This window comes from Virgibacillus proomii (genome assembly GCF_900162615.1).
GTDB classification, from domain to species: Bacteria; Bacillota; Bacilli; order Bacillales; family Amphibacillaceae; genus Virgibacillus; species Virgibacillus proomii.
On sequence record NZ_FUFN01000010.1, the window covers coordinates 1,418,140 to 1,431,286 of the forward strand.

General features: G+C 36.2%; 13 protein-coding genes and 1 riboswitch. Of the genes, 7 read left to right on the plus strand and 6 right to left on the minus strand.

Translation table 11 applies throughout. The annotated features are described in order from the left end of the window. The first annotated feature begins 143 nt into the window (after nucleotides 1–143). The 5 genes from BN1066_RS14135 (at nucleotide 144) to BN1066_RS14155 (ending at nucleotide 4,457) form a co-directional block, all read left to right on the plus strand. The gene (locus tag BN1066_RS14135; RefSeq protein WP_077320105.1) at nucleotides 144–728 is read left to right on the plus strand and encodes a nitroreductase family protein; all 585 of its coding nucleotides are present in this window, start codon (nucleotides 144–146) and stop codon (nucleotides 726–728) included. A gap of 212 nt (nucleotides 729–940) precedes the next feature. After that, the gene (locus tag BN1066_RS14140) at nucleotides 941–2,455 is read left to right on the plus strand and encodes a BCCT family transporter (protein WP_077320106.1); all 1,515 of its coding nucleotides are present in this window, start codon (nucleotides 941–943) and stop codon (nucleotides 2,453–2,455) included. Between the two features lie 205 nt (nucleotides 2,456–2,660). After that, a riboswitch (guanidine-I (ykkC/yxkD leader) is annotated at nucleotides 2,661–2,756 on the plus strand. Nucleotides 2,757–2,954: 198 nt separating this feature from the next. Continuing rightward, on the plus strand, nucleotides 2,955–3,296 hold the full coding sequence (locus BN1066_RS14145) for a DMT family transporter (RefSeq protein WP_077320107.1): 342 nt from the start codon (nucleotides 2,955–2,957) through the stop codon (nucleotides 3,294–3,296). After that, a complete protein-coding gene (locus BN1066_RS14150; RefSeq protein WP_077320108.1) occupies nucleotides 3,293–3,607 on the plus strand; it encodes a DMT family transporter in 315 nt (104 codons plus the stop codon). Before BN1066_RS14145 ends, BN1066_RS14150 begins: the two co-directional genes overlap by 4 nt. 67 nt (nucleotides 3,608–3,674) lie before the next feature. After that, on the plus strand, nucleotides 3,675–4,457 hold the full coding sequence (locus BN1066_RS14155; protein WP_077320109.1) for a VLRF1 family aeRF1-type release factor: 783 nt from the start codon (nucleotides 3,675–3,677) through the stop codon (nucleotides 4,455–4,457). A gap of 112 nt (nucleotides 4,458–4,569) precedes the next feature. Here the strand turns inward: BN1066_RS14155 and crcB (BN1066_RS14160) are convergent, their stop codons facing one another. The 6 genes from crcB (BN1066_RS14160) to BN1066_RS14185 form a co-directional block, all read right to left on the minus strand. After that, the gene (gene crcB, locus BN1066_RS14160; protein ID WP_077320110.1) at nucleotides 4,570–4,917 is read right to left on the minus strand and encodes a fluoride efflux transporter CrcB; all 348 of its coding nucleotides are present in this window, start codon (nucleotides 4,915–4,917) and stop codon (nucleotides 4,570–4,572) included. Then, nucleotides 4,914–5,312 (minus strand): fluoride efflux transporter CrcB, encoded by a 399-nt coding sequence (gene crcB, locus BN1066_RS14165; RefSeq protein ID WP_077320111.1) that lies wholly within the window; start codon nucleotides 5,310–5,312, stop codon nucleotides 4,914–4,916. The genes crcB (BN1066_RS14160) and crcB (BN1066_RS14165) overlap by 4 nt, the downstream gene beginning before the upstream one ends. Continuing rightward, on the minus strand, nucleotides 5,285–5,710 hold the full coding sequence (locus BN1066_RS14170) for a Fur family transcriptional regulator (RefSeq protein ID WP_077320112.1): 426 nt from the start codon (nucleotides 5,708–5,710) through the stop codon (nucleotides 5,285–5,287). The genes crcB (BN1066_RS14165) and BN1066_RS14170 overlap by 28 nt, the downstream gene beginning before the upstream one ends. A 250-nt stretch (nucleotides 5,711–5,960) precedes the next feature. After that, complete coding sequence (locus BN1066_RS14175; protein ID WP_077320113.1) at nucleotides 5,961–6,806, minus strand: metal ABC transporter permease; 846 nt, start codon at nucleotides 6,804–6,806, stop codon at nucleotides 5,961–5,963. A 15-nt stretch (nucleotides 6,807–6,821) separates the two neighbouring features. Then, entirely contained in the window at nucleotides 6,822–7,577 is a 756-nt protein-coding gene (locus tag BN1066_RS14180; RefSeq protein ID WP_077320114.1) for a metal ABC transporter ATP-binding protein, read from the minus strand. 32 nt (nucleotides 7,578–7,609) lie between these two features. After that, the gene (locus tag BN1066_RS14185; protein WP_281250277.1) at nucleotides 7,610–8,638 is read right to left on the minus strand and encodes a metal ABC transporter solute-binding protein, Zn/Mn family; all 1,029 of its coding nucleotides are present in this window, start codon (nucleotides 8,636–8,638) and stop codon (nucleotides 7,610–7,612) included. Nucleotides 8,639–9,549: 911 nt separating this feature from the next. Here BN1066_RS14185 and BN1066_RS14190 point away from each other — a divergent pair. Next, nucleotides 9,550–11,949 carry a 3-hydroxyacyl-CoA dehydrogenase/enoyl-CoA hydratase family protein gene (locus BN1066_RS14190; protein WP_077320115.1) on the plus strand — a complete coding sequence of 800 codons (2,400 nt, stop codon included), beginning with the start codon at nucleotides 9,550–9,552 and terminating at the stop codon, nucleotides 11,947–11,949. 19 nt (nucleotides 11,950–11,968) lie between these two features. Beyond that, complete coding sequence (locus BN1066_RS14195) at nucleotides 11,969–13,144, plus strand: acetyl-CoA C-acetyltransferase (RefSeq protein WP_077320116.1); 1,176 nt, start codon at nucleotides 11,969–11,971, stop codon at nucleotides 13,142–13,144. Nucleotides 13,145–13,147 lie beyond the last annotated feature (3 nt).

The window sequence follows — 13,147 nt, forward strand, 5'->3', positions numbered from 1 at the left end:
CTTTGTAGTAACGGTATATTAAGTTAAATAATACGATGGAATCTCTAATCTATTAGCTAAAATATTTTTATTAATGGTAAATATTCCGTTTTTTTCGTTATAATGGTAACAGTACATGTGTAATTTGATAAAGGGGAGATAAAGTGAAGATTCAAGATTATCGAAAACCGAATTATCCAATTGATCCAATATATATACGAAGGTGGTCTCCAAGAGCGTTTTTATCAAAGGATATTACCAAAGATGATTTGAATAGTTTATTTGAAGCAGCTAAATGGGCACCGTCTGCAGCAAATATGCAGCCATGGCGTTTTATTATAGCTAAGCAAGATGCGGATAAAAAGAAATTTTTATCATTTATTGATGAGTCTAATGTAATTTGGTGTAAGCATGCACCTGTATTGGTAGCTATCATTTCTAAAACGGATAGGAAGCGTCCGGGCAGTAAGAACCCGACTCATGCTTTTGATACGGGAGCTGCTTGGGGATTTTTAGCATTAGAGGCAGCGCGAAAGGGAATTTCAACACATGCGATGGGAGGATTTGATCGAGTAAAAGCAAAGCAAGTATTAGAGATTCCAGATAATTATGCTATTCATGCTATTGTTGCCATTGGATATCAAGGGGATAAGCAAGCTCTTCCAGAAAGTTTACAGCAGCGGGAAGTACCATCTACTAGGAAAAAAATCGAGGAATTTGTTTTTGAAGGTAGTTTTGAAAATCGGTAAGTATGGTTACTTATTTTTGGTATCGTTCAACCAAAAGCGATACATCAATTAAATATAAAAGATGCCACGTCACCATGTATCATCTTTTTTTATGGCACATGTACGTTAGTTTATTTGTAGTAATCTATGTTTAATAATTCAAGCAAAAGGTACAATTTAAAAAACTTCTCTCTACTTCTTCCTTATTATTTACATTTAAGAAAGGATATGTTATGAAGCCTAACAATTCGTTTAATAACCCTGTATTTTATGTTTCAGCTTGTTTTGTGTTACTGCTCGTAGTTATAGGAGCAATCATGCCAGTTAAATTTGGCAAGGTAGCAGAAAAATTATTTAACTTTACAACAATCAATTTTGGATGGTTTTATTTATTATCCATATTTATCTTTATCATATTTTTAATCGTGCTTTCCTTGAGTAAATACGGAAAAATAAAATTAGGAGCAGCTGATTCGAAGCCAGAATACTCCTTTTTTACTTGGATCAGCATGCTGTTTTCAGCTGGTTTTGGCGCTGGATTAGTTTTTTGGGGAGTAGCGGAACCAATGAGTCATTTTTTAAAAACCCCTTTTCCTGAATTAGAAGCGATGACGGAAGAATCTGCAAGAATAGCAATGGGGTATGCTTTTTTTCACTGGGGAATTAGTCAGTGGTCTGTATTTGCTGTTGTGGGTTTAGTAATAGCGTATCTACAGTTTAAGAAAAAGCGGAGAGGATTAATTTCAACATCTATCCAGCCAATTATTGGAAGAAATAAAGTAATTGCTGGTACAGTTGATTCATTGGCGGTTGTCGCAACAGTAATGGGAGTTGCAACATCATTAGGTTTAGGTATATTGCAAATGAACGGTGGGCTAAAATCAGTCTTTGATGTACCTTCATCTATTTGGGTGCAAATGATTATTGCTGGAGTCATGTTAATGACGTATTTAATTTCTTCGAGTACTGGGTTGGATAGAGGAATTAAATGGTTAAGTAATATTAATCTTGGATTATGCTTATTGTTGCTTGTTTTTGTCTTTTTAGCAGGACCAACTGTATTTATCTTAAATACCTTTGTCTTAGGATTAGGGGATTATTTTTCTAATTTTATTCAATATAGTCTGCGGCTTACTCCGTATACGGGGGACACATGGGTAAGGGAATGGACCATATTCTATTGGGCATGGTCTACCGCTTGGTCTCCATTCGTTGGTGCATTTGTAGCTCGGGTATCAAGGGGACGGAGCATTAGACAATATGTCATCGGTGTGTTAGTAGTGTCCCCGGCTATTGCTTGTGTCTGGATTGCCGCTTTTGGGGGAACAGCAATATTCAATGATTTAATGAATGGCACATCAATAGCAGAGGCTGTTCATGCGGATATTGCCGTAGCACTATTTGAAACATATCAGCATCTGCCAATGACCACCATTCTTTCTATACTTTCTATATTTCTAATATTTACTTTTATAGTCACTTCTGCAGATTCTGCGACGTATATTTTAGGTTCAATGACATCAAGAGGTAGTTTAAATCCGGCATTAATTACGAAAATAGTTTGGGGTCTTCTAATCACAGCAATTGCTGTTGTACTTCTTTTAGCAGGTGGGTTAGAAGCACTGCAAACCGCTTCATTAATTTCAGCATTGCCATTTACTGTTATATTACTAATTATGGTAGTTTCCTTCACCAAAATGATTAATCAGGACTATAAGAAAGCTAAACAAAGGGAAGATGGTGATTAAAAGAAAAAAGCAGCACTATATGTTGCTTGAAAACTTTATTCTTGAAGGAATGATTACCAGCTTAAATAAGAAGGTTAATAAAAGCGTATACTTATTAAACCACCATAGCTGCTAGTTATTTATGTTGAAATAAAGTAAAAAACAAGGTGATCCTTTGACGTAACTGTTTAAAGTTGCTATAATGAAAAGAAATAAAAACGTAAATTATTTATTTTTCTAGGTTCCGCAAAAATATGTTTTGGTTTGGACCAAGAGAAAATGCACATTTATGTGTATACGGAGGGATAAAAGCCCGGGAGGATATCGGATTTTGGATATCTCTCCGGGCTTTTTTATGTTAGAAAGTATTAAAGCATGAAAGTAATTTCGCCGGGGAAACAATTTTATTGCTCTCAAAGAAGTGCATTCCAATAGTGATAGTCAGGTTCTCGTTATTCTACTATACACTAGTTTACGCTAAAATTTAGCCTATTAAAACAGAAACTTGAGGTGAATATTGATGAATAGAGACTGGAATATTGTTTTTCTTGCAGGTCTTTTTGAAATAGGCTGGGTTATTGGATTAAAACATTCCACAACCTGGATAGAATGGGGACTAACTATATTCGCAATTTATATTAGTATGCATTTACTTGTAATTGCTTCACGAAGATTACCTGTAGGAACAAGTTATGCAGTTTTTACAGGAATAGGAACATCAGGAACTGTAATTGCAGAAATTGTTTTATTTGGTGAAGCCGTTCGCTTAATAAAAATGGCACTTATTTTGTTATTAATTACTGGCGTGTTTGGACTTAAAATGGTCACCCCAGAAAAAGATAAAGGAGAGGTATCCTCATGAACTGGGTTGTTCTATTATTAGCAGGTTTTAGTGAAGTAATCGGTGTTATGGGAATTAATAAAGTTAATCAAAAAGCAGATAAAACATCGTTTATATGGTTATTTGGCGGATTTGGCTTAAGCTTCACATTGTTAGGTATTGCAATGGAGACGATTCCTATGAGTACTGCTTATGCGGTCTGGACTGGAATGGGTACGGTAGGGAGTGCACTAGCTGGAATGCTGTTTTTTCAGGAATCAAAAGATTGGCGGCGATTATTATTCATAAGTATGATATTGTGTGCAGCAGTTGGTTTAAAGTCGATCTCTTAGGATGTTTAATAAGTCTTTTTAACGGATATACACTACTAAGTCGTAACATTATAAGGGAGTGCAGATCATGGATTTGAATAAAGAACTGAAGCGACTAGCAGCAGTTCATAGAGAAAGTCCAAATAAAGTTTTTACAATGTATTTAAACACGGACCCCTCTGATCCTGAACAACAAGGGGGAGAATGGAAGATACAATTTAAAAACGGCATGCGCAACTTTGAACAGTATTTAAAAGAAGCAGATAATAAAGAAGAATTAAATTGTTTCCAACAAGTAAAACAGCAAGTAGAAAAATATATTCGGATGAATGAACAACAATTTCGCCGTGGTATTATTCTTATTACAACAGCAGATGAAGAAGTTTGGTTCGCTGTAAGGGTACAAATGCGCTTGAAAACAGTCTTTTTTTGGCAAGAAACACCAGTATTGGATCAATTGAAAAAATTGAAGGAACAATACCCAAAATCAGGAATCATTCTTGTTCAACAAAATAAAGTGAAATTAATGGAAGCTTATTTAAATGAGGTTGAAGCGGTAAAAATGTATGAATTTGACTTGGAAATTGATGATTGGCGTGAAAAAACAACGATAGAACCTGGTAATCCAACACTTCAAAAAGATGACTTATACGCTCGTTTTGAAGCAAATAAACAACGCTGGTATAAAAAAATTGCTCCTAAAATGGATAAGTTAGCCGCAGATAAACAATGGGAAAAAGTATTTATCGTTGGAGAACCAGGTCAGGCACAAGCATTTCAAGATCAGATGAATAAATCACCAGATGAAGTAATTAATAAAAACATGCTCGATCATCAAAAATCTAACATTTTAAAAGAGATATTTGGTTAAAAAAGAGTCTGTGCAGACTCTTTTTATACTTTAAGTACTCTGATTTGAAATGGTAACATCTTTACGTATAAGTGATGGTTAGGCAATCACGTATGTCAAGCGTAGCTCTCAATTAACGATGGAGTGATAAGATAAAAAATACTGGTAATAAAGAAAGGAAAAGAGAGATAGTGATATAAAATACAGCTTGCTTTAGCTTTTGATGTAACAATAGCTGTAATGTTTCATTGCCAAATGTGGAAAAAGTGGTATAAGCACCGCAAAAACCTACTCCTAACAGCAACCACCAATTTTGAGAAAGCATGCCATTAAGTTGTAAATGAACTAAAAATGCTAGAAGGATGGAGCCGGTAATATTCGCTCCCCATGTTCCAATTAATCTTTTTTGTGCTAATAAAGATAACTCATAACGCAGAATACTTCCAAAAAATCCACCAACAGCTACTAATAAAAAACTCAACTTTTTGCCTTCTCTCTATTACCTATTCCCACTTTATATCCCGCTAAGCAAAATAGAAGCCCTCCAACTACACTAATCATAATATAGAGTACTGCTAATATTTTGGTTGAATTCCATAGCGCTATGGTTTCTACACTAAAAGTAGAAAAAGTAGTAAAAGATCCAATTAACCCCACCGTTAAAGCGGTAAATATAGAAGGAGGGAGAAGTTTCTTTATATGATTTTGATGTACTAAAAAACTAAGCAAAAAACACCCAAATAAATTTGTACATAACGTCGCAATGGGAAAGCCTTCTTCTGTTAATAAAACAGATATGCCATACCTTCCCATTGCACCGACCGCTCCACCTAGTCCAATTATTGCGGTTAATTTGAGGTTAGAGTTGCTTTGCATCTGGGGCACCTTCCATAAATTTCAAATTTATGTCCTTCAATGGAGTAATCAGCTAATACTTCTTTGACTTCATCGATCGGACAAATTTCAATTTTCTTTGTTTTCCCACAATCCCTACATATAAAGTGATGATGGTGATCTTGAGAACAATTCATACGGAAATGCTTTTCCCCATTTAATTCAGTTGTTTCCAAAATTTCTAATTGATGAAATAAGTGGAGGTTTCGATATATCGTATCAAAACTGATCCCGGGATATTTTTTTTCCAAATGGGTACAAAGATCTTTAGCAGTACGGTATCCGTCCACTTGCTCAAAAAAGGAGAGGATATCTTTTCGTTTGCTTGTTATTTTATATCCTTTTTTCTGTAAAAGTTCGATCGCTTCATTTTTGTTCATTAAGCTTCCCTCACTTTTTAGTTAAAGCGCATATTCAAAAAGAGAAGAAATAGACCAAGTTCGTTAAGATCGCAGGCGTCCATGAAAAAACGCGATGAATCGGTACCGAAGTATGTCCTGTCGATTCAAATCAATCGGATATTTAGATGCCGTTTTCTTAGCACTTTGATTTTTTAATTGCAAAACCATTAAAACGAAAGAATTACGACACCTTACATGTCGGAGTTTAACTACTTCTTCCTCTGTAAAGTCAAGCTGTACTACTTCCTATTTTACTCCTTCTTCGCTTTATAAACATAACGAATAACAAAATAAGTATCGATGTCATAACAATGGTGCCGCCTGATGGTATTCTTAAATAATACCCGGTGACTAATCCTATAATAACAGCAATTTCACCAAATACAATAGACAACATAACCATTTGTTTAAAACCTTTTGCTAATCGCATACTAGCAGCAACGGGTAATGTCATTAGTGCAGATACAAGTAACACGCCCACAATTCGAATGGAAGCAGCGATAACAAGTGCTGTTAACACGATAAACAAAAGATGAATCGCTTTAGAATGCAGTCCAGATATCGTTGCATATTCCTCATCAAAGGAAAGCGCAAATAATTCTTTATAAAATAATAGAATGATCACAACGATAAAGAAAGAAATTACTGCAATCGAGTAAAAATCATTTCTACTCACTGCGGATACAGACCCGAATAAATAATTAAATAAATCAGTATTAAATCCATTTGCGATGGAAATAAAAATAACGCTAAGTCCAACTCCTCCAGAAAGGATAATGGGAATTGCTATCTCTTGATAGGCTTTATAAACGCCTCTTAGCTTTTCAATTAATATGGAGCCAATCACAGAAAAGGCCATACCGCTATATAAAGGGCTAAGCATAATGGCAAATTTCTTCTCCATTAATAGTCCAAAAGCTATCCCGGCTAATGTAACATGTGATAGTGCATCAGCTAATAATGATAGCCGTCTAACAACAATAAATGTTCCTAACAACGGAGCAATAATCCCAATTAAAATCCCTGTAAAAAATGTATTACGTAAAAAATCATATTCTAAAAAGTCTGCTAGCATACCGTTTCCTCCAAATTAATGATCGTGTTTAACAATATTTACTTGATGTCCGTATAGTTGAGACAGGTCTTTTTCAGGTAACGATTTATATTCAGCCCGCTTACCATGAAAATGTAATGTTTTATTAAGGCATGCGATATGTGTAGCCTGTTCAGTTATTGTTCCGGTATCATGCGTAACCATTAACATCGTAATTCCCTGCTTTTGGTTTAATCGATCAAGCAGATCATAAAATCGTTGAACGTTTTTACGATCCACTCCTACAGTCGGTTCATCTAAGATTAATAATTCAGGCTCACTAACGAGAGATCTGGCTATAAAAATACGCTGTTGCTGTCCCCCTGATAAATTACCAATATTTTCATGTGTATAAGCTTCCATATCTACTTGTTTAAGCGCTTGATATATTTTTTCTTTATGCTTACGTGTGAAAAATTTTAAATAGCCAATTTTTGCAGTTAATCCCATAGAGACAACTTCGAATACGGTAGCAGGGAACCCCTTATTAAATGTATTCGCTTTTTGTGAAACATAGCCGATTTTATTCCAAGCAGAAAATTTGTTCACTGATTCACCAAAAAGCTCAATAGATCCCGTATCAGGCTTTTCTAAACCAAGAATTAGTTTAATGAGAGTTGTTTTACCTCCGCCGTTTGGACCGATTAGCCCCACAAATGAACCCTTAGGGATGGTAAAGTAAATATTCTCCAATACTTTTTTGTTTTCATAGGTGAAGCTAACATTTTTGATTGATACGATCTTTTCCCTCATCGTAGAACTCCTTTAATTTAATTTTTACACAGTCATTTTGTTACTTTATCAAGAATAAGCAAATTTTGTTTCATTAATGAAAGATAATCTTCATTATTACGAATGTCTTTTTCTGTTCGTGTGGATAAGTTATGAATCGTTACTGCTGTTGCGTCCATATGTTTTTGAATGATCTCGGCAATGCGATTAGAACTGTTTTGTTCAAAAATCAAATAATCGAGCTTGTATTGTTTTGCTTGTTCAATAATATGGACTAAATCTTTTTGGGAAGGCTCATTGCTGGAAGATATGCCGCTAATAGCGATTTGCTCTAATCCATAACGTTCTTCCCAATACCCATATGCAGCGTGAGAAACAAGAATATGCTTGTTTTCTTTAGCATGTAACACTTGTTGAAAATCACGATCTAACTTTATTAATTGTTTTTTGAGTTGTTTAAAGTTTTGGTTATACAATGCTTGTTGCTCCGGATTTAATTTGACTAATTGATTTTTAATAATTTCCGACATCTCCATCATTCGTAACGGATCCAACCAAATATGTGGGTCATGACCTCCGTGATCATGACCATCATGAGAATGATCGTGTTCATCATCGTGAGAATGATTAATCTTTTCATGAGGCAGGCTATGCTCATCATCGTGAGAAAGACTACTCTTGTCATGAGACGGTCTATTCTTATGCGTATTAGCAGCAGCAAATAATGATTCGTGTTTTCCAATTTCAACAAGGGTTACATCTTCTCTGGCTAAGGCATCTGCAATACTTTCAGCAAAGCCTTCTAAGCCTGCTCCCATATAAATAAATGCATCGCTTTTCGCGATATCGGTAACGTCTTTTGAAGCAGGTTCATACGTATGTGCATCCACACCTGGGGGATAGATAGAATTTACTTTTACAGTTTCCCCGCCAATTTGTTCAACTGCAAATTGTAAGGGATAGATGGAAGTATATATAGTTAAATCAGAATTATTCTTTGGCTGTGAAGTACTTTTCGTGCAACCCATTAAAATAAAATTTAGTATGCCAAACAAAATTATCAATATGAACAACTTTTTCACAACGTGTCCTCCCACAGACTAAAATCTGTTATTATAATATCGTAATCATTCTGAAATGTAAATAGTAATGATTCCGATTTGTTTTTTGTGAAGAGACTAATGTTAAAATTCTAATCCCATGTATACCAACTGATTCATCTATGTTTAGAGCTAGTAAATGAATATGAATCATGTAAAGGGATAAAAAGGCAAAAAGGAAGTGGAAGAAATCTATTTTAGATAGTAATTCACATGTGATAAAGGAATGAAAAGTACACATGAATAGTGTACAAACTGCGAACTTCTAACGGAAGTGAAATTTCATTCAAGGAGTGCTTTTCTCCTTGAAAAACCGCGGTATATTACTTCGTAGCTTTCCTTGTCCTTGAAAAAGGAAAGCACTTTTTCTGCGTGCGATGCTTATTCAGGAAGTCTTACTTGTTCTGTCGCCACGAACGAATGGGAATGTAGGAGCCGTTTTTTCATAAAGTTCGTAAAATATTTTTCAAATGGCAAAATACGGATGCTGACATGTGGGATAAGAAAACATGCCTCAAAAAACAGGGGGATGTCGACGCTTTTAGTAGGCTTAGAGCCGATGGTGACTTATTATCGGAAGAAAATCGTAATTTACTAAGTTTGAGCGCTTGAACTATAGAAGTAAATATCATTTCATTCCTCACTAATAGAAAAAGCTTGCTGAAGTTCTCTCTTAGGATGAGAAGATAGGGTAAGAAAACTAGCCACTTGTTATGTTTTCCGTATAGAAGCTTAAAAATTTTTGCTAATCCCTTTATTAAAAACTTATGATTTATTGTTGCGAAATGTCAGTAAATACATTATAGTAATAATTAAGTGATAGGAGACTATCTTTTTATTTTTGAAACAAAATGAATGAGTATTCATTCAAATTGCGGATGGGAGGATAAATGATGAAGCAATCAATCAGGCGTGCTGCTGTTTTAGGCTCTGGAATCATGGGCTCTGGAATTGCTGCTCACTTGGCTAATATTGGTATTCCAACTTTAATGCTTGATATTGTACCAAAACAATTAACAAAGGAAGAAGAACAAAAGGGGCTAACGTTAAAAGATCCAATTGTACGTAATCGAATTGCTGCACAAAGTAAAAAAGCATTATTAAAGCAAAAGCCTTCACCAATTACAACAAAAGAAAGCCTTGATTTAATTGAAATCGGTAATATGGAAGATGATATGGAAAGGCTTGCTGACGTAGATTGGATTATCGAAGTGGTCGTTGAAAATTTAGAGATAAAGAAAAACGTACTAGCAAATATAGATAAATATCGAAAACAAGGAACTATTGTAAGTTCAAATACATCTGGTGTTTCTATTGAAGCAATGTCGATTGAGTGTTCCGAGGATTTTCGTAAAAATTTTCTCGGTACACATTTTTTTAACCCGCCACGCTATATGAAACTACTTGAAATTATACCGACAAAAGATACGGAACCTCAGGTACTCGAGTTTATGAAACGCTTTGGCGAGGATGTCTTAGGAAAAGGCGTTGTCATTGCAAAAGATACACCAAACTTTATTGCTAACCGCATTGGAACATATGGTTTGCTTGTAACCGTTCAAGAGATGCTTAAAGGAAAGTATAGTGTAGGGGAAGTAGATTCTGTAACTGGTCCATTGATAGGCAGACCAAAGAGTGCAACTTTTCGTACATTAGATGTAGTAGGTCTCGATACATTTATTAATGTGGCTCATAATGTTTTTGAACAAGTAGAAGGAAGCGAAAAGAAGTTATTTTCTGTTCCAAGCTTTATGTTGAAAATGAAGGAAAAAGGCTGGTTGGGTGCTAAAAGTGGCCAAGGTTTTTACCTGAAGAAAAAAGATAAAGCAGGGAGTACGATCTATGAGTTAAACCCAGAAACGTTGGAATATGAAGACCGAAATAAATTAAAAACCGCCGCTATAGAAATGGCGAAGCAGCAAAAAGACTCACATCGTAAATTGAAAACGCTTCTATCACAAAAAGGGGATCTAGCTGGTGACCTTGTTTGGTCAATATTAAAGCCGGTGCTTATCTACTCCGCTGAATTAACGGGAGAAATTGCAGATGATATATTAGCGATTGATAATGCAATGAAATGGGGCTTCGGTTGGGAGCATGGACCATTTGAAACATGGGATGCAATTGGACTGCGAGCATCTGTAGAAAGAATGCAGGCAGAGGGAGAGAAAATTCCTGATTGGGTCTTACAGCTTCTAGCTGATGGTAATGAATCATTTTATAAAAAAGATAATGGCAATGTGTACTACTATGATAAAGGAACGTATAAACAAAATGTGGTGAATAAAAAAGAAATTAATTTGCGTCTATTAAAAGATGTTCAAGGGGTCATTAAAAAGAATACTGGCGCTAGTTTAATAGATTTAGGAGATGGTGTTGCTTGTTTGGAGTTTCATTCCAAGAGCAATGCTATTGGGTTAGATATCATCCAAATGGTAAATTTTGCGATTGAAGAAGTAGATAAAAACTTTGAAGGACTGGTTATTGGTAACCAAGGAAAGAACTTTTGTGTTGGAGCGAACTTAGCGATGATGCTGATGGAAGCTCAAGATGATAACTTTTTTGAATTAGATATGGTCATTCGTCATTTTCAAAATATGACAATGGAAATTAAATATGCAAACAAACCGGTAGTTGTAGCACCATTTAATATTACAGTTGGCGGGGGGGCAGAAGTAACGTTACCGGCTGCATCTATCCAGGCTTCAGCAGAGACGTATATGGGACTAGTAGAATTTGGAGTTGGCTTAATTCCTGGTGGTGGTGGAACGAAGGAATTGTATTTAAAACAGCTTAGACAATTGCCAAAGGGAATTAAATTTGACTTATCAAAAGTCGCTAATGATGTTTTTGAAAAAGTGGCTACTGCTAAAGTATCAACTTCTGCCGCAGAAGCACGTGAATACGGTTTCTTAGATCAAGGGGATCGCATCAGTGTTAATGCTGACCATTTATTGCATGATGCAAAAGAAAATGTGTTAGCGCTTGTGAATTCAGGGTACCGTCCTCCAAAACCCGAAAAGATTCCAGTAGTTGGTGATGCTGGATATGCGGCAATGGTGCTGGGAGCAAAAAATCTATATCTAAGTGGATATGCATCCGAACATGATCTGAAAATTGCTGAAAAGCTGGCATATGTATTATCAGGTGGCAGAATCAAAGAGGGGACGGAAATTGATGAACAGGCAATGCTTGATTTAGAAAGAGAAGCGTTTCTGAGTCTAATCGGGGAGCCAAAAACACAACAGCGGATGCAACACATGTTATTAAAAGGAAAACCACTACGTAATTAAAGGAAAAGGGGGAAACATGGTGAAGGAAGCAGTAATTGTTGCAGGAGCAAGAACCCCTGTAGGGAAAGCAAAGAAAGGGTCGCTTGCTACTTCTCGTCCGGATGATTTAGCAGCATTAACGATAAAGGATACATTAAAACGTGCAGGCGGGTATGATGGGAATATTGATGATGTCATTATTGGATGTGCCATGCCAGAAGCAGAGCAAGGCATGAATATGGCAAGAAATATTGCGGGGTTAGCCGGTTTAAAGCATGATGTTCCGGGTATAACGATTAACCGTTATTGTTCTTCAGGTTTACAAAGCATTGCTTACGCTGCTGAGCAAATTATGATTGGGGCAAGTGATACGATCATTGCTGGCGGTACAGAATCAATGAGCCTCATCCCAATGGGCGGACATGTTATAAAACCAAACTCAACGTTAGTTCAAGATGCTCCGGGATATTATATGGGGATGGGACATACTGCAGAGGAAGTTGCCAATCGCTTTCAAATTTCTAGAGAAGCTCAAGATGCGTTCGCTGTAAGGAGTCATGAACGAGCTGCAAAAGCGATTGAAGAAGGGAAATTTAACGACGAAATTGTACCTGTAGAAATAACGCATCGCTTCCTTAATGATAAAAACAAGCCACAAGAAAAAACGATTACATTTTCCATGGATGAAGGAGTTCGTCCGGACACCTCGATGGAAGTGCTGAGAAAGCTGAGACCGGCGTTTCATGTGAAAGGAACAGTAACCGCTGGAAATTCTTCGCAAATGAGTGATGGAGCAGCTTCGGTATTAGTGATGGATCATGATAAAGCTGAAGCAGAGGGGTTAACACCAATAGTTAAATTTAGATCGTTTGCTGTAGCAGGAGTAGAACCAGAGATTATGGGGGTAGGACCAATTGCCGCTGTTCCTAAGGCGCTACAAATTGCTGGACTTGAGTTATCGGATATCGGTCTGTTTGAATTAAATGAAGCGTTTGCTTCGCAAGCTGTACGTGTTATTCAAGAGCTGGACTTAGATATTGATAAAGTGAATGTAAATGGCGGAGCGATTGCACTTGGTCATCCATTAGGCATGACAGGCACGAAACTGACGCTTACCTTAATGCATGAGATGAAGCGCAAACAAGTTCAATTTGGGGTTGTTACGATGTGTATAGGTGGCGGCATGGGAGCAGCAGGGGTATTTGAACTGATCTAAAAT